Source organism: Agromyces sp. C10 (assembly GCF_023217995.1).
GTDB classification, from domain to species: Bacteria; Actinomycetota; Actinomycetes; order Actinomycetales; family Microbacteriaceae; genus Agromyces; species Agromyces indicus.
This window is the reverse complement of the sequence record NZ_JALPSX010000008.1, coordinates 168,356-190,383: the sequence shown is the minus strand read 5'-3', so window position 1 is coordinate 190,383 and position 22,028 is coordinate 168,356. Positions and strand designations below refer to the sequence as shown.

Genomic DNA, 22,028 nt, shown 5'->3' with positions numbered 1-22,028 from the left:
CGCGGCACCGGCCGCATACCCGAGGAGGTACCCGTGAGTGCGTTCCCCTACATCATCTCCATGGCGATCTTCGTCTTCGGCATGTGGCTCATGAGCATCGCCGACCAGGTCGCCGGGTTCGAGGCCCTCGTCTTCTTCGGCGGCATCCTCTGCGTCGCCGCGGCCATGGCCGTGCCGATCCAGCTGCTCGGCCACCGCGAGAGCGGGGTCTGATGGCGCTGCCCGGCGAGGACACCGTCGTCACCTTCCCCGTCGGGGACCTCACCGCCACGGCCACGGTCCTGCACGTCGCCCCGCACGACGGCGCGCTCGCGGTGTTCACCGACCGCACGAGCATCCACCCCGTCGATCACGCCTGGCCCGACCAGCCGGCGGATGCGGGCGTGCTGCGAGTCGACGGCCGCGAGCTGGCGGTGCACGACGCGGTCGTCGCGGCCACCGACGGCGAGTCGCTGCACATCGGCGACGTCCCGGTCCGCCCCGGCACCGACGGCTGGTCGTTCCTCGTCGCGCACCTCGTCGACGCCGACGCGCCGGTGACCGAGGGCACCGAGGTCCAGTTCGAGGCGGATGCCGCGCTCCGCCGTTCCCTCTCGCGCGGCCACACGGCCTGCCACGCGGCCTCGCTCGCGCTGAACCGCGCCCTCGCCGACCGGTGGTCCAAGTCCGCTCGCGAGGACGCCCTCGGCGCGCCGGACTTCGACGGCATCGCGATCGCGACCTCGCGCATCGAGCCGGACGGGTCGGTCGACCGGTACCGGTTGAACAAGTCGCTGCGCCGCGCCGGCTTCGACGCGACCGGGCTCGCCGAGCACCTCGACGAGCTCGCGGCATCCGTCGACGCCACGTTGGCGGACTGGGTCGCCGCCGACGCACGCGTCCGCATCGAGCGCGTCGGCGAGCACCTCACCGATCGGCGCACGTGGATCTGCGAGCTGCCCGGCGGGTCGGCGCGCATCCCGTGCGGCGGCACCCACGCGGACTCCCTGGGCGAGCTCGGCGGCATCCGCGTGGCGTTCGACCTCGGCGAGGACGGCGGCACTCCGGTGCTGATGATGACCACCCGGGTCGAGGCGGGCTCGGCCGCGTCCTGAGGGGATCCGCGGCGCCGGCACCGCCCTGAGCGTTCCTCAGCCTCGACGTCGACTGTCGGCGTTAGCATGTCCGACGTGGGTATTCGCATCGAGAAGGTGGATCTTCCCGGGATCGGCTTCCGCCACGACCTCGTCACCGAGGGCGGGCGGCGCATCAGCGTGGTGTCGCACCGGGATGGCGAGCGCGATCTCGGCGTCTTCGACGAGGACGACCCCGACGCATGCCGCGACACCATCCCCCTGAACGACGACGAGGCGGCCGCGCTCGCCGACGTGCTCGGCACGTCGGTCATGATGTCGCGCCTCACCAGCCTGTCGGATGAGACGGCCGGGCTGTTCACCGAGCAGATCGCGCTGCCCACCGACTCGCCCTTCCTCAACCATCCCCTCGGCGACACGAAGGCGCGCACGCGCACGCACTCGTCGATCGTCGCGATCGTGCGCGACGGGCAGCTCATCCCGTCGCCCACGCCCGCGGAGGTGCTCCGCGCCGGCGACGTGATCGTGGCGGTCGGCACACGGCGAGGGCTCGACGGGGTCGCCCGACTGCTCGCACACGGTCCCGACTGACGCGGGGCCCGGGATGCACGAGACCACGCTGCTCCTCATCGAAGTCGGCGCGCTGCTCCTCGGCATGAGCCTCCTCGGGCGCCTCTCCCTCCGCCTCGGCATCTCGCCCATCCCGTTCTACCTGCTGCTCGGCCTCGCCTTCGGCAACGGCGGCCTGCTGCCGCTCGACGCGAGCGAGGAGTTCTTCGCCACCGGCGCGGAGATCGGCGTGATCCTGCTGCTCGCCCTGCTCGGGTTGGAGTACACGGCGCAGGAACTCGTCACGGGACTGAAGTCGTCCCGCACCGCCGGCGTCGTCGACGCCGTGCTCAACGCACTGCCGGGCGCCGCCATGGCCCTCATGCTCGGCTGGGGTCCGATCGCGGCGGTGGCGCTCGCCGGCGTGACGTGGATCTCGTCGTCCGGCGTCATCGCGAAGCTCATGCGCGACCTCGGGCGCCTGTCCAACCGCGAGACGCCGTCGGTGCTCGCGATCCTCGTGCTCGAGGACCTGGCGATGGCGTTCTACCTGCCGGTGCTGTCCGCGCTCGTGATCGGCGTCAGCCTGATGCAGGGCGCCGTCGCGGTGGCTATCGCGGTCGCCGTCGTCCTCGTGATCCTGTTCGTGGCGCTGCGCCACGGCCACATCGTCTCGCGCCTGTTCCCCGCGGAGCACTCCGAGCCGCTGCTCCTCGGCGTGCTCGGTCTCGTGATGCTCGTCGCCGGCTTCGCGCAGGAGGTCAACGTCTCGGCGGCCGTCGGGGCGTTCCTCGTCGGCATCGCGCTCTCGGGCCGCGTCGCCGCGAACGCGAGCGCCGTCCTCACGCCGCTGCGCGACCTGTTCGCGGCAATGTTCTTCGTCTTCTTCGGCCTCACGACCGACTCCGCGGCGATCATCTCGATGATCCCCGCGGCGGCCTCGCTCGCGGCCGTGACGATCATGACGAAGCTCGTCTCCGGCGCGTACGCGGCGCGGCGCGCCGGCGTGGGCACGCTCGGCCAGTGGCGTGCCGGCCTCGTGCTCGCGCCGCGGGGCGAGTTCTCCATCGTGATCGCCGGCCTGGCGGTGGGCGCCGGGATCGAGCCGGCGCTGGCACCGCTCGCGACGGCGTACGTGCTCATCACGATCGTCGGCGGCACGTTCCTCGCGCGACTGCCGGATGCCACCTGGTTCCGCGCCGCCGTCCGGCGCCGGTCGTCGACGGCGAGTGCCGTCGCCCGGCCCTGAGCCCGGGCGACGACCCCGGGCTCAGCCGGCGCCGGCCTCGCGCGGCTCCGCGGCCGCGGCATCCGTCGACCCCGGCTCGGAACCGGACTCGGCCAGCAGCTCGCGCACGCGCGGCACGACCTTCGTCGCGTACAGCTCGATGGTGCGCATCATGGCCTCGTGCGGCAGGGTGCCGTTGGAGTACTTGAGGTCGAACCGGTCGGCCCCGAGGACGCGCAGCGCCGCGGCGATCTTCTGCGCGACGGTCTCCGGGGAACCGGCGTAGAGCGCGCCGTGCGGGCTCGCCTCGCTCTCGAAGTGATCGCGGGTCACGGCACCCCAGCCCCGCTCGCGACCGATGCGGTTCATGATGACCTCGTAGTGCGGCCACAGCGTCTCGAGCGCCTCCTCGTCGGTGTCGGCGACGATGCCGGGCGAGTGGACCGCGATGGGCTGCGGTTCGTGGCCGAACTGGGCGAGGGCCTTGCGGTACAGCTCCGCCAGCGGCGCGAACCGGGCGGGGCTGCCGCCGATGATCGCGAGCACGAGCGGGAGGCCGTAGTTCGCGGCGCGCACCACCGACTCGGGGCTGCCGCCGACGCCGACCCACGTCGTGAGGCTGCCGCCCTCCACGCGCGGGTACACGAGCTGGTCGGTGAGCGAGGAGCGCAGCTTGCCCTCCCAGGTGACCGGTTCCTGCGGCAGCAGCGCGGCGAACAGGTTGAGCTTCTCCTCGAACAGGTCCTGGTACTGGCTGAGCTCGTAGCCGAAGAGCGGGAAGGACTCGATGAACGAGCCACGACCGAGGATCACCTCGGCCCGGCCACCCGAGAGGCCGTCGAGCGTCGCGAAGCGCTGGTAGACGCGCACGGGGTCGTCGGAGCTCAGCACGGTGACGGCCGAGCCGAGCCGGATGCGCTCGGTCCGGCTCGCGATCGCGGCCAGCACGACCTCGGGCGCCGAGATCGCGAACTCGTGGCGGTGGTGCTCGCCCACGCCGAAGAAGTCGAGGCCGAGCCGGTCGGCGAGGACCGCCTCGTCGACGACGTTGCGCAGCACTTGGGCGTGCGTGAGCAACTCGCCATCGGGGCCGACGGTCACGTCGCCGAAGGTGTCGAGTCCGAACTGGTGGTGGCGCGTCATCCGCTGCTCCCTCGTCGAGATCGATGCATGTGCATGCACCGGGTGGAACCCCGTCCGCGTCGAGACTATTCCGCCGACCCGGACGCGGGGAATGCCCGAGGTCCCGTCGGCGTTCCCAGATTCCGACGGCCGAGTTGCGGCCGGCCCCGGAGGACGACAGGCAGGAGCGAGCGGACGTGACGGACGAACGACCCGTGATCGGCATCTTCGGAGCCGGGAAGGTGGGCACCGCCCTCGCGCGCCTGCTCCTCGCCGCAGGGTACGAGGTCGTCCTCAGCGGATCGCCCCGACAGACCGCGCTCGACCTGCTGGTCTCGGTCGTCGCACCGGGAGCGCGCGTCGCCGATCCGGCACGACTCGTCGAGGACGCCGACCTCATCATCGTCGCCGTGCCGTTCGGCAAGTCCCGCACGGTGCCCTGGGAGGCCTTCGACGGCAAGGTCGTCGTCGACGCGACGAACTACTGGCCCCCGATCGACGGCACCATCCCGGCCGTCGACGAGGATCCTCGCACGACGAGCGAGATCCACGCCGCGATCAACCCCCGAGCCCGCATCGTCAAGTCGCTCAACCACCTCGGCTACCACGAGATGGAGGACGACGCGATGCCGGCCGGATCGCCGCTGCGGCGCGCGCTCGCGGTCGTCGGCGACGACGCGGACGCGCGGGACCTCGTCGCGCGCCTCATCGACGACCTCGGCTTCGACGCCGTCGACGGCGGCCGGCTCGCCAACGGCCGGGCGCTCGAGCCCGGTCACCCCGCATTCGGCCGCGAGCTGTCCGCGAGCGAGCTCGCGGCGCTCATGGCCGACGAGCGCGTGCCCGTCGGGTAGGCGTCCGACCTCCGGCCGCGTCGGACGACGGGTCGGCAGTCCGCGCCGCAGCCGTCTGGGCCCCGGTCGCGGCATCCGGCGGGGGCACCGAGCCGTCGCGGCGCTGCCGCAGGTCGACCAGCCCCACCGCGAGGGCGACGAGCAGGAGGGCGACGACCGCGCCCATGCCGAGCGCGTACGCCTCGTGGAACACGTCGATCCGCGCCTCCGCGGCGGGCGCGCGGTAGATCGTGGCGTAGAACAGCGACAGCGCCACCGCCGTGCCGATCGCCGTGCCGATGCGCTGCCCGAGCTGGCCGACCGAGCCGGCCAGGCCGCCCTGCACGACCGGCACCTCCGACAGTGCGAGCACCTGGTTCGGGGCGATGACGAAGCCGCCGCCGGCGCCGCCGATGAGCATGACCGCCGCCATGACCCACGGCGTCAGCTCGGGCGGCGTGCCGATCGCGACGAGCACGAGGATGCCGAACCCGAGCAGCAGCAGCAGGAGCCCGCCGACGACGAGCGGCCGGCCGACCCGGTTGACGAGGCGTCCGCCCAGCCACGAGGTGACGGCGCTCGACAGCGCGAAGCCGATCGTCACCATGCCGGCGAACACCGGCTCCAGGCCGAGTCCCTGCTGCAGGAACAGGTTCGTGAGCAGGAACGCCGACGGCATCGCGGCGAAGTAGGCGACCGCGAGGAGCGTGCCGTTGCGGTACGACCGCAGCGAGAACAGTCCCAGCGGGACCAGGGGCGCCCGACCGGATGCCGCGTAGCGCCGTTCCCACCACAGGAACGCCACGACGGCCACGACGAAGGCCACGAGGGTCCACCACCGGGCCGGATCGTCGTCGGGCGAGCCGGTGGTGAAGAGGAACGGCCACATCAGCGAGATCACCACAGCGCCGAACAGCAGGACGCCGACCGGATCCAGCGAGATGCGCGGCCGCTCCCCCGCGTCCTTCGGGCGCCCCGGCAGCAGCCGGGCGGCGAAGGCGATCGCGGCGAGCGCGAGCGGCACGTTCATCCAGAAGATCCCGCGCCATCCGTCGACGGGACCGCCGATCGCGATGGCGAGGCCGCCGAGCGTCGGGCCGAACGCGGTCGAGATGCCGATGGTCGCGCCGAAGAGCCCGAACGCCGCGCCGCGCTCGGCGCCCTGGAACAGCTGTTGGATGAGCCCGAGCACCTGGGGCATCTGGATGCCCGCGGCGACGCCCTGCAGGAGCCGCCCGACGAGCAGCACGCCCGACGTGGGGGCGAGCGCGCAGAGGAGGCTCGTGAGGGTGAACAGCGAGAGGCCGATGAGGAACATCGCCTTGCGCGACCCCTGGTCGCCGAGGCGCCCGGCGGGCACGAGGGTGAGCCCGAACGTGAGCACGAAGCCCGACACGAGCAGCTGCAGCTCGGTCGACGACGCCCCGAGCGCCTCCTCGATGGAGGGCAGCGCGACGTTCACCTTCGTGAGGTCCATGATCGTGATCGCCGCCACGGCGACGCACACCCAGTAGGCGCGCCACCGCTTGTCGTTCCCCATGACCGGGGGGCTGCTGGCAGGCTGCGACATCCGCTCCAGCCTACGCCCGGACGCGCGAGCCTCCGCCGCGCCCTCGGGCACCGCTCGGCGGATCGTCAGGGTTGCAGGCGCTCGAGCTCCCAGCCAGCGGCATCCGCTGCCGGGTCTCGCGTGAAGACGAGGCGGTCGTGCAGGCGCGACGTGCGCCCCTGCCAGAACTCGATGCGCCACGGCCGCAGCCGGAACCCGCCCCAGCGCTCGGGACGGCGGACGTCGTCGACGCCGGCGTACTCCTCCTCGAGCGCGGCGACCCGTGCCTCGAGCTCGGCCCGCGACGCGATGGGCCGCGACTGCCGGCTGGCCGTCGCGGCGATGCGCGATCCGTAGGGCCGGCCCGCCCAGTAGGCGTCGGACTCCTCGTCGTCGGCCAGCGCGACCGCACCCGTGACGATGACCTGCCGGTGGACCGGGTACCACGGGAAGAGCAGCGTCGCCGTCGGGTGGGCGGCCAGCGCCCGGCCCTTGCGCGATTCGCGATCGGTGAAGAACACGAAGCCGCGGTCGTCGACGCCGCGCAGGAGCACCGTGCGGCTGGACGGGGTGCCGTCGGCGTCGATCGTGCCGAGCACCATGGCGTTGGGCTCGTACACCCCGCGGGCGTCGGCCTCGGCGAGCCACCGGTCGAACTGCACGATGGGGTCGGATGCCACGTGCGACTCGTCGAGTTCCTCGGCCCCGTAGTCGGTGTGCCGGTGCAGGGCGTGCTCCACGGCCCGGTCGAGGCGGTCGGGGTCGATCGCGTCGCTCATGTGCCCAGCGTACGAGCGGATGCCGCGAACGCCCTCGGGAAACACCGAGCCCCCGGTGCGGTGGCACCGGGGGCTCGGGGACGACGGGTCGGATCAGAAGGTGAAGCAGGTGAGGAACTCGAAGCTCTCGGCCGCGAAGTCGCGGTCGTTCGGAGCACCGTCGCGCTCGACGACGTAGTACTTCACGCTGCCCTGCGCGGCGCGGAGGATCGGCGCCCAGTCGATGTCGCCCTGGCCGACGTTGCCGGGGATGCCGCGGGCGTCGCCGTTCAGGTCGCCGTCCTTGATGTGCAGCAGCTCGATGCGGTCGCCGTACTGCTCGATCAGCGAGACGACGTCGACGCCGGCGTCGGCGGCCCAGAACACGTCGAGCTGGAACGTCACGTAGCGCGGGTCGGTGTTCTCGACGAGGATCTGCCAGGCGCTCTTCATCTCGCCGGTCTCGGGGTCGGCGTACTGGGTGGTGAATTCCGACTGGTGGTTGTGGCCGAAGAGCTTCCCCGTGCCGTTCTTGACCGAGAGCTCGCCGAGGCGGTTCATGGTCTCGGCGGTCGCGAGCACGTTCTCGTAGGTGCCGATGCCGGGCGAGGCGAACCCGCCCGAGCCGGTGTACTTCTGGCCCAGGTCCTTCGCGGCCTCGAGCGTGGTCGGGAACGTGGCCTCGGCGGTGCTGCCGTGCGAGGTCGGCGCCTTGAGCCCGTACTGCTTGAGCAGCTGGCGGAACTCGGGAGCGGTGCGGCCCTCGGCCGAGGCGCCGAACGGCTCGACGTTCTGGTAGCCGATCTCCTGCAGCTCGGCGAGGATCGGCTCGATGCCGACCTGGCGCTGCCAGCCGAAGTAGCTGAACAGCTGGATGGAGATCTTGCTGGCCGGGATGCCGCGACCGGCGCAGTCCGCGGCGAAGTTCGCGCGGTCGCTGTTCGGGGCGGCGGCCGCCGGGGCACCGGCGAACAGGCCTCCGGCGAGCAGGGCGGCGGATGCACCTGCGGCGAGCAGGCGTCGGGTGGTCTTCGGGGACGTCATCGTTCTCCTCGGTTCGCTCCGTCGGCCTCGGTGCCGGCGGCTCGTTCGAGCGTAAGCGGAGTTTTGCCGCCCGTCAAACAAAAGTCGCGCACTTGACTTCGACTAATGCGCTTGGCTACGGCGAACATGGCGTGAGGCCGGGGACGACGAAAGCCCCGGTGCGAGCACCGGGGCTTTCAGGATGTGGACCCAGGGGGATTCGAACCCCCGACCTTCTCATTGCGAACGAGACGCGCTACCAACTGCGCCATGGGCCCGAGCCGTCAACGACTCTACCATCCTCCACGAGGTGGTGATGACCACGCTCAGACGGCCGTGCGCCGCCGGCGGAGCACGAGGTCGAGGTCCGAGATGCCCGGCTCGGCGGCATCGATGATGCCCATCCGCGCGTACGGGCTCGACGCGTCGGGGCCGCCGTTCACGGCCACCGGCGAGCGCTCCTCGGCCGGCTCGGCGTCCGTTGCGGGGGCAGCGGATGCCGCAGCCGGGCGCAGCACGGGGACCTGCGGCTCGAGGCGTTCGGCCCGCTCCGCGAGCTCGGCCTCGGCGGCGGCCCGCTTGAGCTGCTCGGCCTCGGCGATCGAGGCCATCGCCGACGCGGCGATCGTCCCGCGCGACAGGTGCAGCGGCTTGGGGAGCGGCTGCGGCGTCCAGCCCTCGCCGGGTTCGCGATCGACCTCGTCCTCGTCGGTCTCGATAGGCTCGAACGGCTGCGCCTCCGGACGGACGATCGGTGCCGCCACGACCGCGACCGGCGCCGGCCGGACCCGGGCGAGGACCACGAGCCCGATCAGCGCGACAGCGACGCCCCCGGCACCGCCGAGCGCGATGAGCGGCGTGCCGCCGAACGGCAGCGCGACGAGCCCGACGAGCGCCGTCAGGAGGGACGTGAGCAGGACGAGCGAGCAGGCGGCGCGCCGACGACGCAGGCCGCGGCGGGTGAGCCCGGCGGCGCGCAGCGTGGTCGAGGCGCCGGTCGCGGCATCCGCTGCACGGGCCGCCTCGGCCCGCGCCCGGGCCGCGCGCTCGGCGAGCTCGCGTTCCGCGGCGGCCGCAGCCTCCTCGGCCGCGATGCGCTCGGCGATCGCGAGGTTCTCGGCCGCCTGGGCCTCGAGCCGTGCGGCGAGCTCGTGCTCGTGCAGGATGCGCTCCTGCGCCGCGATGTCGCGAGCGGTCATGCCGACGCGCACCTCGCCGGGCGTCTCGGCCGTCTCGGCGAGGATGCGCAGCGTCTGCTGGAGGCGGACCGCATTGCGCTCGGTGGCGAGGTACTGGCGGCGGCGGAGCCAACTCGGAAGCAGGTACGCGACCCACAGCGTCGCGGCCACCGCCACGAGAACGCCGCCACCGATCGCATCCATGCGTCAACGCTAGGTCACGGCGGGGTCACGAACCCGATCGGCGCGGGCGTGTCAGCGATCCCCCACCCGAAGGGGGGTCGCCGCAGCCTCTCGGTCGGCCGCCGGGACCATCGCCGCGGCCGACGGCGCGCGCCCCTCGCGCCAGCGCCGGAGCACGCCCTCGGGCACCTCCTCCGCGACGAGCGCGAACGAGAAGTGGTCGCGCCAGTCGCCGTCGATGTGGATGAAGCGCCGGCGCAGCCCCTCGTACCGGAACCCCAGCTTCTCGACGACGCGGAGCGAGGGCCCGTTCTCGGGGCGGATGCAGATCTCGACGCGGTGCAGCCGCATGGCGCGGAAGCAGTAGTCGGTGGCGAGCGCGACGGCCGTGGGCGTGATGCCGCGCCCCGCCATCGACTTCGCGACCCAGTACCCGATCGACGCCGACGACAACGAGCCGTGCGTGATCGACGAGACGTTCAGCTGCCCGACGAGCTCGCCCTCCCACTCGAGCACGAACGGCAGCGCCGTCCCGGCCCGGGCATGCGCGGTGAGGTTCCGGATGCTCGCGCGGGTGTCGATGACCGAGCCGCCGCCCGGGTACGTCGCCTCCCACCGGCGAAGCCAGCCGCGGTTCTCGAGGAGCACGCGCTCGAGCGGTCGCGCATCTCGCGCCCGGATGGGCCGTAACGTCAACGACCCGTCGACGAGGGTCGGCACGGATGCCGCGGGCACCGTCAGTCCTGGTCGAACCCGGCGGCGAACTGCGCGAGCCACGGCCGGAGCTCGGGCCCGAGGTCGTCGCGATCGGCGGCGAGCTGGATGACGGCCTTGATGTAGTCGAGCTTGTCGCCCGTGTCGTACCGGCGGCCCCGGAACACGACGCCGTACACGCCGCCCGTGTGCTCCACGTCGCCGGCCATCTCCATAAGGGCGTCGGTGAGCTGGATCTCCCCGCCCTTGCCGGGCTCGGTGCGCTCGAGCACCTCGAAGATCTCCGGCTTCAGCACGTAGCGGCCGATCACGGCGTAGTTCGACGGCGCCACCTCCTTCGCCGGCTTCTCGACGAGGCCCGTCACCCGGACCACGTCGGGGTCGTCGGTCTCCTCGACCTCGGCCGCGCCGTAGAGGTGGATGCTGTCGGGGTCGACCTCGAGCAGGGCGACGATGCACGCGTCGCGCGCCACCTGCTCGTCGAGCATGCGCGTGAGCAGGACGTCGCGCTCGTCGATGATGTCGTCGCCGAGCAGCACCGCGAACGGCTCGTCGCCGACGTGCATGTGGGCGCGGAGCACGGCGTGGCCGAGGCCGCGCGGGTCGCCCTGGCGCACGTAGTGCATGTCGGCCAGGTCGGTGGACTCGTTCACCTTCTCGAGCTTGACCGTGTCGCCCTTGGCCTCGAGGGTCGCCTCGAGCTCGGCGACGCGGTCGAAGTGGTTCTCGAGGGCGTTCTTGTTGCGCCCGGTGACCATCAGGACGTCGGTGAGCCCCGCACGGACCGCCTCTTCGACCACGTACTGGATCGCGGGCTTGTCGACGACCGGCAGCATCTCCTTCGGCATGGCCTTCGTCGCGGGCAGGAAGCGCGTTCCCAGGCCGGCTGCGGGGATGACGGCCTTCGTGATCCGTTGAGTCATGGCCATCAGCGTAGCCGCAGGGCGGCGCCCGGCGAGGACCGGAGCATCCTAGGATGGCTGCCATGCCCGACGATCCGACCGTTGTGAAGCGGATCCTCCGCGCGGAGCTGCGCGAACGGCGGCAGAACATGCCCGCACACGAACGCGAGCTCGCGACCGAGGGATTCACCGCGCGGCTGCAGGAGCTCGTCGGGTCGACCGGCGCCCGATCGTTCTCCTGCTACCTCTCGATGCCCGCCGAGCCGAACACGCGCCCGTTCGTGAACTGGGCCGAGGCCAACGGCCTGCGCGTCCTGTTCCCGGTGACCCGCGAGGACGGCCTGCTCGACTGGACCGTGGGCGAGGAGGAGACCGAGGTCGCCGGACTCCACGGCATGCCCGAGCCCGAGGGCGAGCTGCTCGGGCCGATGGCCATCAACGACGTCGACCTCATCCTCGTTCCGGCCGCCGCGGTGGATGCCACGGGCACCCGGCTCGGCTGGGGACGCGGCTACTTCGACAAGACCCTCGGATCGATGGGAAAATGTCCTCCGGTGTACGCCATCGTCTTCGACGGCGAGTTCGTCGAGGAGGTGCCCCGCGAGGTGCACGACCAGCCGGTGGACGGCGTCGTGACGCCCACGAGGATCGTCGCGTTCTGACGGCGACGACGTACCCCTGCACCCACCGACGGATCCACGGAGACCGAACATGCCCACCTATTCGTACCGCTGCACCGGATGCGACGACGCCTTCGACGTCCAGCAGTCCTTCACCGACGACAGCCTGACCGAGTGCCCCGCGTGCGGCGGCCGGCTGCGCAAGCTGTTCGGCACGGTCGGCGTGACGTTCAACGGCTCCGGGTTCTATCGGACCGACTCGCGGGCGGGCGCCGGCTCCGGCTCGTCCGGCTCCGGCTCGTCGGGCTCCGGCGCATCGGGCTCCGGCGCATCGGGCTCCGGCTCGTCCGGCGGAGGCTCGTCCTCGACGCCGTCCGGCGCCGCGTCGTCGGCCGCGTAGCGGGCGGCATCCGCTGATCGACCGAATGGACCACGCAGGAAAGGGGACCGCGCGCGTGCTCAAGGGATTCAAGGAGTTCATCCTCCGGGGCAACGTCATCGACCTGGCCGTCGCCGTCGTCATCGGCGCGGCGTTCACGGCCGTCGTGAACTCGATCGTCGAGAACGTGTTCAACCCCCTGATCGGCGCCGTCTTCCGCGCCGACAGCCTCGACAACGCGCTCGTGCTGACCATCCCGCTCCCGGGCGAGGATGCGAAGATCCGGTTCGGCGCCGTCCTCGGGGCGATCCTGACGTTCCTCATCGTCGCGGCCGTCGTCTACTTCGTGTTCGTCATGCCCATGAACCTGCTGAAGCAGCGCGCGGACGCCCGCCGGCAGACCGGCACCGAGAAGCCCGAGGATCCGGAGACCGAGCTCACCGTCCTCGCGCAGATCCGCGACCTGCTCGCCGCGGAGCGCAGCGTCGGCCCCGGCCCCGGCCCGGGCCCCGGCACCGGCTCGCACCGCGCCGACTAGCCGACGCGTCGTCGCCGACCGGGCGCCCGCCGTCACCAGTGCGGCGGGCGTTCGCGCGTGATGCGCTCGTCCTCGGGCGCGGCCCGGCGCGCGGTGCCGCGTTCGGCCTCGTCGTGCGCCCCGGGCGTCGCCGTCTCCGGCGCGGGATCGCTGCCGGGCGCCGGGGTGAGGCGGGCCCGCCGCGCGCCGCGGGCGCGGACGACGCGCTGACGCGGGCTCGCGGCATCCGCCGGGTCGCCCGCTGCCGGGCGGTCGTCGTCGCGCCCGCTCGCGTCGCCCGTGCCCATCAGCTCGCCGCGGCCTCCGCCGGCTCCGCCTGCGCCTTCCCGAGCACCGCGGCGACCCGCTCGGCCACCGACTCCGGGTCGCCGAACAGCTCGAAGCTGTGCACGCGCAGGTAGTGCCACCCGAGTCGGCGCAGCACGTCGGGCCGCAGGCGCAGCGACTCGCGGAGGCTCTGCCCGGCGAGCGCCGGATCGGTCTCGACCACCACCGCGCGGCCGGCGTGCGCCGCCGCGAGCGACAGCGTGCCGCGGTGTCCGACGCTCACCCGGATGCCGCGCCGCTCGAGCCGCGTCGCGAGGTCGACGAGCATGGGGTCGCCGCGCCCGCGGTCGCGCAGGCCGTCCTTCTGCTCCTCGGTGTGCGAGAGCACGCTCGCGAGGGCCACCACGCCGTGCCGCTGCCGGCCGTCGTCGATGTCCTCGGGCCGGAACGCCGACACGATGTCCATCGATCGCCGGGCGCGGGTCATCGCGACCGCGAGCAGGCGCTCTCCCCCGGGCTCGCCGAGCGAGCCGAAGTTCGACAGCAACCGGCCGTGCGGGGTGCGCCCGTACCCGATCGAGAAGATGACCCGGTCGCGGCTCTGGGCGACGGCCTGCTCGAGCGTGAGCACCGTGAACGGCTCCGCGCGGTCGCGTAGGATGAAGTCCGACAGGTCGGTGCGCTTGGCGAACGCGGCGAGCACCGACTGGTGCACGCGGGCGGCGTGGCGGGCGCTCGCCGTGATCACCATGAGCGACTCGCGGGGCCGCTTCACGGCGTGCTCCATGACGAGCTCGACGACCTTGCCCACCTCGGCGTCGAGGCTCTCGACCGTGCCCGTCACGGGATCCGGCAGGCCGTTGCCCCGCACGTAGTGCAGGCCGAGGCTGCCGTGGCCGAGGAAGCTCCCCGCCCAGGGCATCGACACGATGCGTCCGCCGTAGAAACGGCGGTTGACGAGCTCGGCCAGGTCTTCGCCGCCCGCTCGGTAGCTGCGCGTGAGCGTCAGCGTGGGCAGGAGGTCGGCGAGCCGGGCGAGCGCCGAATCCGCGTGGAGGGCGTCGACGTCGTCGGCATGCGCCGCGCCGTCGGGTTCGCTGCGGATGGCCGTCTCGAAGCGCGTCGGCGTCTGCGTCACGGGGTCGCCGAACGCGACGACCTGCGTCGCGCGTCGGATGGCGCCCAGGTTCTCGGCGATCGTCGTCGCGCCCGCGTCGACGAGGATGACCGTGTCGAAGGTGATGGCGTCGTCGATCGCGGGCACCTCGTACGGCGAGGACAACCACACGGGCGCGAGCGCGCGGAACAGGTGCGGCGCCTCGCGGTGCAGGCGGTCGGGCCGGACCCGGTCGCCCCGCAGCATCCGCCGCAGTCGCTCGGCCTCGTCGGGATGGTCGACGAGCGCGACCCGCCAGGCCTCGGACAGGCGCCACGCGAGGAGCGGTCCGGCGGCCGACGCGTGCGCGTCGTCGACGAGCCGGAAGTCGGCCTCGAGGCGATCGAGCACCGTCGTGTTCGCGCCGAGCAGCGCACGGTCCGAGCCGAGCATCGTCTCCAGGACCGACTGCCACCAGGCGAGGTCGAGCTCGGATGCCACGAGGTGCTCGGGCACGTGCCGACGGGCCAGGTCGACGAGGAGCGGGTCGAGGCCGAGGTCGCGCAGGCGCTGCAGCAGTGCGGTGCGCTCCTGGAGGTTGTGCAGCACCTCCGACTCGGCGGCGAGGCCGACGAGCGTGGCCTCGAGGTCGCGGAGCGGCCGGGCCGCGAGGCGGCGCGGCGTGCCGTCGAGCCCGAGCGGCACGTCGAGCGCCTGCAGGTCGGACGCGACCGTGTGGAACGCCACGTGCACGTCGTCGAGGCCGACGGGGACGCTGGGCACGGCGCCCGCCTCGGAGTACCGGTGCCACAGCGTGCGCTGCTGCTGGATGCCGCGGAGCGCCGCGTTGAGGTCGCCGACGTGCACCCCGGGGCGCACGTACTCGAGCGCGAGTCGCTTCAGCCGCCGGCGGTTCGTTCCCGACATACCGGTCTCGCGCCGGGGCGCGGTCGCCGCGATGAGTTCGCCGAGCGGACGGTCGTACACCGCCGGGAGGAACTTGTCGAGCGTGTCGCGCACGTCGTGCAGCAGCCGGAGGAACACGCCGAGCTCGGCCACCGACTCGAACTGCCGCAGCCGCGTCTGCCCGATGAGCTGCCGGGCCCGCTCGAGCAGTCGCGGCACGTCGGTGCTGCTCAGGCGCTTCGCGAGCTCGTGGGCGGCCGACGCCTCCTCGGAGGTCTCGAACGAGGCGCCGTACCACGGCGAGTCCCCGGGGCCGTAGCGGAACTCGCCGAGCGTGGCGGCCCGCACGAGGTCGGCCGCGGCGGCCTCCCGTCCCTTCGCGAGCGCGACGAGCGAGTCGCGATCGAGTCGAGACGTGGTGTCGGGCGGCGTGGGCAGCGCGGCGAGTCCGGCCAGCGCGGTGAGGGCGTCGAGCACCGAGACGCCGAGCTCGGGATCGGTCCGCGTGAGGGCGTGACGGTAGTCGAGGAGCACGCGACGCAGCCGCACGAGCGCGTCGTCGACGTCCGCGATCCGCGGCTGCTCGGCCTTCTCGTTGCGCGAGATCGACTGGATGAGGTCGCGGCGCAGGCCCGAGGTGGTCACGGCGAGCCCGCCGAGCCCGACCTGTCCCAGGCGGTGCGCGATGCCGTCGAGGCTCGCGCGGCGGGCGCCCACGACGAGGACGCGCCGGTCGTTGGAGACGAGTGCGCCGATCGCGTTGACGATGGTCTGGGTGCCGCCCGTGCCCGGGAGCGTCTTGACCACGAGCGAGGCGCCCTGCTCGATCCGCGCGATGACCTGCTCCTGCTCGGCGTCGGCGTCCAGGAGGAGCCGGTCGGTCGAGGGCGGGCGCTCGTCCTGCGGGACGACGCGCGGCGGCTCGAGGGGCCGGGCGACCTCCGTGCGGGCCGAGGGGTTGCCGGCGATCGCGTCGATGACCGGATGCTCGAGCCGCGCGGCATCCGCCCCCATGGCCGGGCCGACCTCGGCGAACGAGGAGACGACGAGGCGCGGGGCGACGTGGAAGTGCGGCAGGTGGGAGGTGAGGCCGCGAAGCCGGTCGATGACGGGCTGGGGCTTGAAGACGCCGTTGGTGATCGCGAGCGCGACGAACGCGTCGGCGTCGAGCGTGATCTGGAAGCGGTCGTGGAGCTCGCGCGCGAGGGCCGGGTTGAGGAACGGCTGGCCCTTGAGCTTCAGCTCGAAGTCGCGACCGTACCGACGGATGGCGAGGGGCCGGAGCAGCACGGGCGCGAGGAAGTCCTCGCCCTGGTCGTGCCACGAGGCGAGGCCGATCGCGAGGTGCACCGACTCGATGCCGCGCACCGACCGGAGCTCGATGCCCTTCTGCGTGATCTCGGCGGCGGCGAGCCGGGCGTTGCGGAGGGCGAGCTCGTCGCGGATCAGGCTCGACAGCAGGGTGGAGTTGCCCGTGATGAACTGCGGCAGGCCGCCCGGGTGCGTCGTCGAGAGCTCGATGCGCGTGCGCGCCGAGTCGTCGAAGTGGATGAGCGGCGACCGGCCGCCGAGCTCGCGCAGTTCCGCATGCCAGCGACGCCAGCTGGGCTCCGCGATGTTCGACGCGGTCACGCCGGGCTCGCCGACGGACACCGCGTGGGGCGCCGCGGGGTCGCGATGGAAGGCCGAGGGCCCCGGCGAGCCGGGGGCGGCGTCCTCGGCCTCGTCCTCGAGGAACCCGTCCCCGCTGTCGTTCCGATCGAGCCGTTGCACACCGACACCATACGGCCCGGTTGCCGGATCGCTCGGAGCATCGCCGCGCATGGCGCTATTTGAATACCCACGGGGTATGAAATACCATCGGGGTATGCCTGTGAAGTCGACGACCCCCGCCGAGGCGCACGCCGCCGCCGACCTCTACCTCCTCGACGTCCGCGAACCCGATGAGGTCGCGCAGGCCCGCGTCGAGGGCGCGCACCACATCCCGCTCGGGTCCCTCGTCGACCGCCTCGACGAGGTCCCGCGCGACCGCACGGTGCACGTCATGTGCCACGCGGGCGGGCGCAGCGCCCGCGCCGCCGCCTACCTCGACGCCCAGGGCATCGAGGCCGTGAACGTCGAGGGCGGCATCGCCGAGTGGCACCGCACCGGCCTGCCCGTCACGATCGGAGGAATCGCATGAGCATCGCCTCGGAGTCCACTCCGAAGTCCGACGCCCAGCGCCGCATCGCCAATCGGTTGAAGCGCGCGCGCGGCCAGCTCAACGCCGTGATCGAGGCCGTCGAGTCCGGCGCCGACTGCCGCACCGTCGTGAACCAGCTCGCCGCCGTCTCCAGCGCCCTCGATCGCGCCGGGTTCGCCGTGATCTCCACGGCGATGCGCGACTGCGCGACCGACCCGGAGGGCGCCGGCGAGGGCGACCGGCTCGATTTCGACGAGCTCGAGAAGCTCTTCCTCTCGCTGTCCTGACCGCGGGCCCCGGCCGGTTCGCCCCGCACGACGACGGCCGCCGATCGATGATCTCCGATCGGCGGCCGTCGCGTGCCCGAGGGTGCGCCGGATCGGCGCCCCGGCGTCAGACGAGGGAGGACAGTTCGAGTCCGTGCGCCTTGGCGACGCCCTCGTTGGTCAGCTTGCCGGCCGTGGCGTTCAGCCCCTTCGCCAGTGCCGCGTCGTCGGCGAGCGCGGCCTCCCAGCCGCGGTCGGCGATCTTCAGCACATACGGCAGGGTCGCGTTGGTGAGGGCCGGCGTCGACGTCGCCGGCACGGCGCCCGGCATGTTCGCGACGCAGTAGTAGATGGCTTCGTGCACGCGGAACGTCGGCTCGGCGTGGGTGGTGGGGCGCGAACCCTCGAAGCAGCCGCCCTGGTCGATGGCGATGTCCACGAGCACGGCACCGCGCTTCATGGTGGAGACCATCTCGTCGGTGACGACCTTCGGCGCCGCCGCGCCGGGCACGAGCACCGCGCCGATGACGAGGTCGGCGTCGCGGACCTGGCGCGCGATCTCGTAGGGCGACGACGCGAGCGTCTTGATGCGGTGCTCGTACCGCGCGTCGAGCTCGCGGAGCTTCGGCAGCGAGATGTCCATGACGGTGACGTCGGCGCCCAGGCCGAGGGCCGTCGCGGCGGCCTGCTCGCCGGCGACGCCGCCGCCGATCACGAGGACCTTCGCCGGGGCGGTGCCGGGCACGCCCGCCAGCAGGACGCCGCGGCCGCCCTTCGAGGCGTGCAGCTCGGCGGCGCCGACCTGCGGCGCCAGGCGACCGGCGACCTCGCTCATCGGCGTGAGGAGCGGCAGGGAGCGGTCGGGAAGCTGCACGGTCTCGTAGGCGATCGCGGTGACGCCGGAGTCGAGGATCGCGCGCGTCAGCGGTAGGTCGGCCGCGAGGTGCAGGTAGGTGAAGAGCGTGAGGTCCTCGCGCAGGTAGCCGTACTCGGAGGCGACCGGCTCCTTCACCTTCAGCACGAGCTCGGCCGCCCACGCCTCGGCGGCCGTCTCCACGATGTGGGCACCGGCGGAGCGGTACTCGTCGTCGTGGTAGCCGGCGCCGGCGCCGGCGCCGGCCTGGATGTCGACGCGGTGACCGCGCTGGGCGAGCGCGTGCGCTCCGGCCGGCGTCATCGCGACGCGGAATTCGTTGTTCTTGACCTCAGCGGGCACGCCGATGTGCATGGTTTCTCCGAATGCTGTGTGGACTGGTCCTTCCATCGTCGCCTGTCGTTCGCCCGAACGGAAGTGCAGCCGCATTCCGTTCGGTAGACTTGCGGCATCCGTCTCGAAAGTTCGAAGGAGGGCTCGGCCGTGACCGATCTGCCGCAGTTCAGCGAACCCGCCCGTGTCGTCCTCGACGACATCGACCGGCAGATCATCGCGCGACTCCACGCGAACGCCCGCATCCCCAACGTCGACCTGGCCCGCGAGGTCGGCGTCTCGCCGTCGACCTGCCTCGCCAGGGTGCGAGCGCTGCGGGAGCGCGGGGTGATCACGCGCTACACCGCGGAGATCAACCCCGCGGCTCTCGGCTACACCCTCCAGGCGCTGATCTCGGTCCGCATCCGCCCCGGGGCCCGGCACCTCATGGAGCAGATCTCCGACGAACTGCGCGGCGAGCCCGAGGTGGCGCAGCTGTTCTTCCTCGGCGGCAGTGAGGACTTCCTCATCCACGTGCGCGTTCGCGACAGCGAGCACGTGCGCCAGTTCGTGCTGAAGAACCTCTCCGCGAATCCCGCCGTCGCCCTCACCGAGACCAACCTCGTGTTCGAGCACCACACGGCGAACTCCGCGGGGCTGCGCACCGTGCTCTGACGGCGCGCTCAGGTGCCGACGGGCAGGATCTCGCCGAGGTCCAAGCCCTGCGGCGCCTCGAGCTGGTCGTACGTGCAGCTCTCGGGCGTGCGATCCGGTCGCCACCGGCGGAACTGGGCGGTGTGACGGAACCGGTCCCCCTCCATGTGGTCGTAGGCGACCTCGACGACGAGCTCGGGACGGAGCGGCACGAACGAGAGGTCCTTCCCCGCGCTCCATCGGCTCACCGCGCCCGGCATCCGGCCCGTCCGATGCGCCTCCTCGTCGGCCCACTCCCCCCAGGGATGCCGCGACAGGTCCTCCTCCACGAACGGGGCCAGCTCATCGACGAGTTCGCGCCGTCGCGCCATCGGGAACGACGCCGCGACCCCCACGTGCTGCAGCCGGCCGTCGGCGCCGTACAACCCGAGCAGGAGCGAACCCACGACGTCGCCGGACTTGTGCCAGCGGTACCCCGCGACGACGCAGTCGGCCGTGCGCTCGTGCTTGATCTTGAACATCGTGCGGCGGTCCGGCTCGTACGTGCCATCGAGCGGCTTGGCGACGACCCCGTCGAGCCCCGCCCCCTCGAAGCGCTCGAACCAGTCGCGGGCTTCGACCGGGTCGCCCGTCGACGGCGTGACGAAGACCGGGTCGGATGCCGCGGCGAGCGCTTCCTCGAGTCGCGCCCGCCGCTCCGAGAACGGGCGCCCGGTGAGGTCGTCGTCGCCGATCGCGAGCAGGTCGAACGCGACGAACGACACGGGCGTCTGCTCGGCAAGCAGCCGCACGCGGCTCGCCGCCGGATGGATGCGCTGCTGCAGCGCGTCGAAGTCGAGTCGGCCGTCGCGGACGAGGATGATCTCGCCGTCGACGACGCAGCGCTCCGGCAGGTTGGCGCGCAGCGCGTCGACGAGCTCGGGGAAGTACCGAGTCATCGGTCGCTCGTTCCGGCTTCCGAGTTCGACCTCCTCGCCGTCGCGGAAGACGATCGTGCGGAAACCGTCCCATTTCGGCTCGACGTGGCCGACATCCGGGATCTCCTTGACCGACTTGGCGAGCATCGGCTTCACGGGCGGCATCACCGGCAGGTCCATCCGACCATCATGCCCCCTGGGTGCGTCACCGCGCAGCCGTCGACGTGGGACAGCGGGCCGGGTAGCATCCGCCTCTCGAACGGTCAAGGGACTCCCCGGGGATGTCCCCACCGCGTACCGTCGGAGACGGCGGTCGCGCACGGGGGGTGCCGACCTGCCGCCGAGAAGGGGATGACGATGTCCGACCCGCAGAGCGGCGACCCGGAGACGGAGCGCGAACTCGACGCCGCCGTTGCCGAGGCCGAACGCCACGCCCGCGCCGAAGAGGACGCGGATGCGAACGAACAAGTCGCCGTGCAGGACGAATCCGGCGAGATCACCGAGGAGCCAGCACAATGACGTCGCTACTCGAACCAGACCAGGAGACGCCGACCGCGGAGGGACCGCTTCCGTCGATCGGGATCTGGTGGCCCATGCTCGAGGCACCGCTCCAGCGGGAGATCCTCGAGCACCCGACCGCGCCGCTGCGCATGAGCGTGGTGCGGCGCATCTACGACCTGTGCGAGCTCGACGACCGGCCCGTGCCCCGGTCCGGGGTCCGCCTCGGCCCGAACGAGCGGGCGTACATCGCCGGATGGGTGCACGCTGTCGACTGGACCTGATGGGCGCATGAGAACACGCCGACCCCGGCTCGCGCAAGATCTTGTCGCGTCGGATCGGAGGCGGATAGACCTGTACGCATGGAGCGGATCCACTACGCCGGGGGCGTGCTGCTGACCGGGAGCGACATCGCCGGCGCGGTGGTCGACTACGCCGCGGCGCTCGCGGCGCGTCGCACCGCGGCATCCGTCGACATCCCGGTCCGCGTCGCGGACGGGCGCACGAGCCGCGCCCACATGCTCATCGGACCCTCCAGCCAACTGGTCACCGAGCCGATCGAGTCCGACCTCGACGAACTCGTCGACGAGGACCTCGTGACGGCGCTCCGGATCGCGACCACGGCGCTCGAGACGACGCGCCCGGTCATCGGCGCGACGGGGCCGGACGACCTCATCGACGACGGCGACACGGACGCCCTCGACTGGCCGCCGATCACCTGACCGGCTCGACGGCGTGCCGTCAGTCGACCTCGAGCGGCGTGTCGGACCGATCGGACACCTCGCCGCGCTCCGCCGGGTCCCCGTCCCCGTCGTCCGACGGAATCGGGATGATGCTGACCGGGATGCCCGGTCCGACGAGCAGGTCGGCCGGCTGCGGACGCCCCTCGCCGAAGTTGACCGTGATCCACCGCGGGGTGCCCGTGGCGAACGCCTCCTCGATGGCCGCCTTGAGGGCCTCGACGTCGGCCTGGCCCACGGAGTACTGCGCGCCGTCGTACATGATGTTGACCCGCTTCACGACTCGTTCCCTCCCGCGTGGTTCGCCGAATCGTGCTCGGTGCGCGCCTCGGGCTCGGGCACGAGGACGAGACCTCCCGGCGAGTTCGCGGTGGACATGAGCGCATCGACCCAGGCGCGGTTGATCGACGGCTGCCGACCCCCGGCGTACTTGAACACCAGCGAGATCCGCGGATGGAGCCAGAGCGTGCTGCGCCCGTCGCCGATCGCCGGATCATCGCGCCAGCTGAAGTAGAAGGACTCGCCGCGACGCAGCTTCGCGCCGATCACGAGCTGCAGGTGCGCGAGCACCCGATCGTCGAAGTCGACGCCGAGCGTCGAGTCGTACGTGAGCTTTCCCACGAGTACCTCCGCGCTCAGTTCCGGGCCCACGCCGGTCCCGTGTGGC

Annotated in this window: 27 protein-coding genes and 1 tRNA gene; 14 read left to right on the top strand and 14 right to left on the bottom strand. The window is 72.4% G+C overall.

What is annotated here, in order from left to right:
• The first annotated feature begins 33 nt into the window (after positions 1-33).
• From M1L56_RS11070 to M1L56_RS11055, 4 genes are all read left to right on the top strand, one after another.
• Entirely contained in the window at positions 34-213 is a 180-nt protein-coding gene (locus tag M1L56_RS11070) for a hypothetical protein (protein WP_067945838.1), read from the top strand.
• Entirely contained in the window at positions 213-1,094 is an 882-nt protein-coding gene (locus M1L56_RS11065) for a metal-dependent hydrolase (protein ID WP_248599258.1), read from the top strand. The genes M1L56_RS11070 and M1L56_RS11065 overlap by 1 nt, the downstream gene beginning before the upstream one ends.
• Before the next feature lie 75 nt (positions 1,095-1,169).
• A complete protein-coding gene (locus tag M1L56_RS16115) occupies positions 1,170-1,664 on the top strand; it encodes a cation:proton antiporter regulatory subunit (RefSeq protein ID WP_067945842.1) in 495 nt (164 codons plus the stop codon).
• A gap of 13 nt (positions 1,665-1,677) precedes the next feature.
• The gene (locus M1L56_RS11055; protein ID WP_248599257.1) at positions 1,678-2,871 is read left to right on the top strand and encodes a cation:proton antiporter; all 1,194 of its coding nucleotides are present in this window, start codon (positions 1,678-1,680) and stop codon (positions 2,869-2,871) included.
• A gap of 21 nt (positions 2,872-2,892) precedes the next feature.
• On the opposite strand, the gene M1L56_RS11050 is transcribed toward M1L56_RS11055, so the two are convergent.
• On the bottom strand, positions 2,893-3,993 hold the full coding sequence (locus M1L56_RS11050) for an LLM class flavin-dependent oxidoreductase (RefSeq protein ID WP_248599256.1): 1,101 nt from the start codon (positions 3,991-3,993) through the stop codon (positions 2,893-2,895).
• 23 nt (positions 3,994-4,016) lie between these two features.
• Between M1L56_RS11050 and M1L56_RS11045 the strand changes: the two genes are divergently transcribed.
• Positions 4,017-4,826 (top strand): NAD(P)-binding domain-containing protein, encoded by an 810-nt coding sequence (locus M1L56_RS11045; protein ID WP_282573488.1) that lies wholly within the window; start codon positions 4,017-4,019, stop codon positions 4,824-4,826.
• On the opposite strand, the gene M1L56_RS11040 is transcribed toward M1L56_RS11045, so the two are convergent.
• The 7 genes from M1L56_RS11040 to galU form a co-directional block, all read right to left on the bottom strand.
• Positions 4,795-6,375: an MFS transporter gene (locus M1L56_RS11040; RefSeq protein ID WP_248599254.1), complete on the bottom strand. Its 1,581-nt coding sequence runs from the start codon at positions 6,373-6,375 to the stop codon at positions 4,795-4,797. The two genes, M1L56_RS11045 and M1L56_RS11040, sit on opposite strands and share 32 nt — an antisense overlap.
• A 65-nt stretch (positions 6,376-6,440) precedes the next feature.
• On the bottom strand, positions 6,441-7,133 hold the full coding sequence (gene pdxH, locus M1L56_RS11035) for a pyridoxamine 5'-phosphate oxidase (protein ID WP_248599253.1): 693 nt from the start codon (positions 7,131-7,133) through the stop codon (positions 6,441-6,443).
• A 93-nt stretch (positions 7,134-7,226) separates the two neighbouring features.
• Positions 7,227-8,156 (bottom strand): sugar phosphate isomerase/epimerase, encoded by a 930-nt coding sequence (locus M1L56_RS11030; protein WP_248599252.1) that lies wholly within the window; start codon positions 8,154-8,156, stop codon positions 7,227-7,229.
• Positions 8,157-8,340: 184 nt separating this feature from the next.
• Positions 8,341-8,413, bottom strand: a tRNA-Ala gene (locus M1L56_RS11025).
• 48 nt (positions 8,414-8,461) lie between these two features.
• Positions 8,462-9,517, bottom strand: coding sequence for a hypothetical protein (locus tag M1L56_RS11020; protein WP_248599251.1), 1,056 nt, complete (start codon positions 9,515-9,517; stop codon positions 8,462-8,464).
• A gap of 51 nt (positions 9,518-9,568) precedes the next feature.
• Positions 9,569-10,237, bottom strand: a complete 669-nt coding sequence (locus M1L56_RS11015; RefSeq protein ID WP_067945867.1) for a GNAT family N-acetyltransferase — start codon at positions 10,235-10,237, stop codon at positions 9,569-9,571.
• A complete protein-coding gene (galU, locus tag M1L56_RS11010) occupies positions 10,234-11,133 on the bottom strand; it encodes a UTP--glucose-1-phosphate uridylyltransferase GalU (protein ID WP_067945856.1) in 900 nt (299 codons plus the stop codon). Before galU ends, M1L56_RS11015 begins: the two co-directional genes overlap by 4 nt.
• Positions 11,134-11,195: 62 nt before the next feature.
• Here galU and M1L56_RS11005 point away from each other — a divergent pair, with 62 nt between their 5' ends.
• The 3 genes from M1L56_RS11005 to mscL are packed head-to-tail and all read left to right on the top strand — an operon-like array spanning position 11,196 to position 12,649.
• Positions 11,196-11,774: a 5-formyltetrahydrofolate cyclo-ligase gene (locus M1L56_RS11005; RefSeq protein ID WP_248599250.1), complete on the top strand. Its 579-nt coding sequence runs from the start codon at positions 11,196-11,198 to the stop codon at positions 11,772-11,774.
• A 49-nt stretch (positions 11,775-11,823) separates the two neighbouring features.
• Positions 11,824-12,132: an FmdB family zinc ribbon protein gene (locus tag M1L56_RS11000; protein WP_248599249.1), complete on the top strand. Its 309-nt coding sequence runs from the start codon at positions 11,824-11,826 to the stop codon at positions 12,130-12,132.
• Positions 12,133-12,157: 25 nt separating this feature from the next.
• Positions 12,158-12,649: a large conductance mechanosensitive channel protein MscL gene (mscL, locus tag M1L56_RS10995; RefSeq protein ID WP_248599248.1), complete on the top strand. Its 492-nt coding sequence runs from the start codon at positions 12,158-12,160 to the stop codon at positions 12,647-12,649.
• Between the two features lie 32 nt (positions 12,650-12,681).
• On the opposite strand, the gene M1L56_RS10990 is transcribed toward mscL, so the two are convergent.
• Both M1L56_RS10990 and M1L56_RS10985 read right to left on the bottom strand, forming a co-directional pair.
• Entirely contained in the window at positions 12,682-12,936 is a 255-nt protein-coding gene (locus M1L56_RS10990) for a hypothetical protein (RefSeq protein WP_248599247.1), read from the bottom strand.
• Complete coding sequence (locus tag M1L56_RS10985; RefSeq protein ID WP_374256558.1) at positions 12,936-16,691, bottom strand: AAA family ATPase; 3,756 nt, start codon at positions 16,689-16,691, stop codon at positions 12,936-12,938. Before M1L56_RS10985 ends, M1L56_RS10990 begins: the two co-directional genes overlap by 1 nt.
• A 94-nt stretch (positions 16,692-16,785) precedes the next feature.
• Here M1L56_RS10985 and M1L56_RS10980 point away from each other — a divergent pair, with 94 nt between their 5' ends.
• Both M1L56_RS10980 and M1L56_RS10975 read left to right on the top strand, forming a co-directional pair.
• Positions 16,786-17,100 carry a rhodanese-like domain-containing protein gene (locus M1L56_RS10980; protein ID WP_067948633.1) on the top strand — a complete coding sequence of 105 codons (315 nt, stop codon included), beginning with the start codon at positions 16,786-16,788 and terminating at the stop codon, positions 17,098-17,100.
• Complete coding sequence (locus tag M1L56_RS10975; protein ID WP_067948635.1) at positions 17,097-17,387, top strand: metal-sensitive transcriptional regulator; 291 nt, start codon at positions 17,097-17,099, stop codon at positions 17,385-17,387. The genes M1L56_RS10980 and M1L56_RS10975 overlap by 4 nt, the downstream gene beginning before the upstream one ends.
• A gap of 106 nt (positions 17,388-17,493) precedes the next feature.
• Here the strand turns inward: M1L56_RS10975 and ald are convergent, their stop codons facing one another.
• Positions 17,494-18,594 carry an alanine dehydrogenase gene (gene ald / locus M1L56_RS10970; RefSeq protein ID WP_067948637.1) on the bottom strand — a complete coding sequence of 367 codons (1,101 nt, stop codon included), beginning with the start codon at positions 18,592-18,594 and terminating at the stop codon, positions 17,494-17,496.
• A 129-nt stretch (positions 18,595-18,723) separates the two neighbouring features.
• On the opposite strand from ald, the gene M1L56_RS10965 reads away from it, so the two are divergent.
• Complete coding sequence (locus M1L56_RS10965; RefSeq protein ID WP_231878603.1) at positions 18,724-19,227, top strand: Lrp/AsnC family transcriptional regulator; 504 nt, start codon at positions 18,724-18,726, stop codon at positions 19,225-19,227.
• An 8-nt stretch (positions 19,228-19,235) separates the two neighbouring features.
• Here M1L56_RS10965 and M1L56_RS10960 read toward each other — a convergent pair whose 3' ends face one another.
• Positions 19,236-20,303, bottom strand: a complete 1,068-nt coding sequence (locus tag M1L56_RS10960) for an ATP-dependent DNA ligase (RefSeq protein WP_248599246.1) — start codon at positions 20,301-20,303, stop codon at positions 19,236-19,238.
• A 177-nt stretch (positions 20,304-20,480) separates the two neighbouring features.
• Here M1L56_RS10960 and M1L56_RS10955 point away from each other — a divergent pair, with 177 nt between their 5' ends.
• The 3 genes from M1L56_RS10955 (at position 20,481) to M1L56_RS10945 (ending at position 21,343) form a co-directional block, all read left to right on the top strand.
• Positions 20,481-20,642: a hypothetical protein gene (locus M1L56_RS10955; protein WP_248599245.1), complete on the top strand. Its 162-nt coding sequence runs from the start codon at positions 20,481-20,483 to the stop codon at positions 20,640-20,642.
• Positions 20,639-20,905 (top strand): hypothetical protein, encoded by a 267-nt coding sequence (locus tag M1L56_RS10950; RefSeq protein WP_067948641.1) that lies wholly within the window; start codon positions 20,639-20,641, stop codon positions 20,903-20,905. Before M1L56_RS10955 ends, M1L56_RS10950 begins: the two co-directional genes overlap by 4 nt.
• Positions 20,906-20,983: 78 nt before the next feature.
• Positions 20,984-21,343 (top strand): hypothetical protein, encoded by a 360-nt coding sequence (locus tag M1L56_RS10945; protein ID WP_067948643.1) that lies wholly within the window; start codon positions 20,984-20,986, stop codon positions 21,341-21,343.
• Positions 21,344-21,362: 19 nt separating this feature from the next.
• Here M1L56_RS10945 and M1L56_RS10940 read toward each other — a convergent pair whose 3' ends face one another.
• Positions 21,363-21,641, bottom strand: a complete 279-nt coding sequence (locus tag M1L56_RS10940) for a hypothetical protein (protein ID WP_248599244.1) — start codon at positions 21,639-21,641, stop codon at positions 21,363-21,365.
• Complete coding sequence (locus tag M1L56_RS10935; protein ID WP_067948647.1) at positions 21,638-21,982, bottom strand: ATP-dependent DNA ligase; 345 nt, start codon at positions 21,980-21,982, stop codon at positions 21,638-21,640. The genes M1L56_RS10940 and M1L56_RS10935 overlap by 4 nt, the downstream gene beginning before the upstream one ends.
• Positions 21,983-22,028: the final 46 nt, after the last annotated feature.

Coding starts and splice junctions, on each gene's coding strand:
- M1L56_RS11065 (WP_248599258.1), top strand. CDS start 213: ATGGCGCTGCCCGGCGAGGACACCGTCGTCACCTTCCCCGTCGGGGAC.
- M1L56_RS11055 (WP_248599257.1), top strand. CDS start 1,678: ATGCACGAGACCACGCTGCTCCTCATCGAAGTCGGCGCGCTGCTCCTC.
- M1L56_RS11050 (WP_248599256.1), bottom strand. CDS start 3,993: ATGACGCGCCACCACCAGTTCGGACTCGACACCTTCGGCGACGTGACC.
- M1L56_RS11045 (WP_282573488.1), top strand. CDS start 4,017: ATGCATGTGCATGCACCGGGTGGAACCCCGTCCGCGTCGAGACTATTC.
- M1L56_RS11040 (WP_248599254.1), bottom strand. CDS start 6,375: ATGTCGCAGCCTGCCAGCAGCCCCCCGGTCATGGGGAACGACAAGCGG.
- pdxH (WP_248599253.1), bottom strand. CDS start 7,133: ATGAGCGACGCGATCGACCCCGACCGCCTCGACCGGGCCGTGGAGCAC.
- M1L56_RS11030 (WP_248599252.1), bottom strand. CDS start 8,156: ATGACGTCCCCGAAGACCACCCGACGCCTGCTCGCCGCAGGTGCATCC.
- M1L56_RS11020 (WP_248599251.1), bottom strand. CDS start 9,517: ATGGATGCGATCGGTGGCGGCGTTCTCGTGGCGGTGGCCGCGACGCTG.
- galU (WP_067945856.1), bottom strand. CDS start 11,133: ATGACTCAACGGATCACGAAGGCCGTCATCCCCGCAGCCGGCCTGGGA.
- M1L56_RS11005 (WP_248599250.1), top strand. CDS start 11,196: ATGCCCGACGATCCGACCGTTGTGAAGCGGATCCTCCGCGCGGAGCTG.
- M1L56_RS11000 (WP_248599249.1), top strand. CDS start 11,824: ATGCCCACCTATTCGTACCGCTGCACCGGATGCGACGACGCCTTCGAC.
- mscL (WP_248599248.1), top strand. CDS start 12,158: ATGGACCACGCAGGAAAGGGGACCGCGCGCGTGCTCAAGGGATTCAAG.
- M1L56_RS10990 (WP_248599247.1), bottom strand. CDS start 12,936: ATGGGCACGGGCGACGCGAGCGGGCGCGACGACGACCGCCCGGCAGCG.
- M1L56_RS10980 (WP_067948633.1), top strand. CDS start 16,786: ATGCCTGTGAAGTCGACGACCCCCGCCGAGGCGCACGCCGCCGCCGAC.
- M1L56_RS10975 (WP_067948635.1), top strand. CDS start 17,097: ATGAGCATCGCCTCGGAGTCCACTCCGAAGTCCGACGCCCAGCGCCGC.
- ald (WP_067948637.1), bottom strand. CDS start 18,594: ATGCACATCGGCGTGCCCGCTGAGGTCAAGAACAACGAATTCCGCGTC.
- M1L56_RS10960 (WP_248599246.1), bottom strand. CDS start 20,303: ATGGACCTGCCGGTGATGCCGCCCGTGAAGCCGATGCTCGCCAAGTCG.
- M1L56_RS10955 (WP_248599245.1), top strand. CDS start 20,481: ATGTCCGACCCGCAGAGCGGCGACCCGGAGACGGAGCGCGAACTCGAC.
- M1L56_RS10950 (WP_067948641.1), top strand. CDS start 20,639: ATGACGTCGCTACTCGAACCAGACCAGGAGACGCCGACCGCGGAGGGA.
- M1L56_RS10945 (WP_067948643.1), top strand. CDS start 20,984: ATGGAGCGGATCCACTACGCCGGGGGCGTGCTGCTGACCGGGAGCGAC.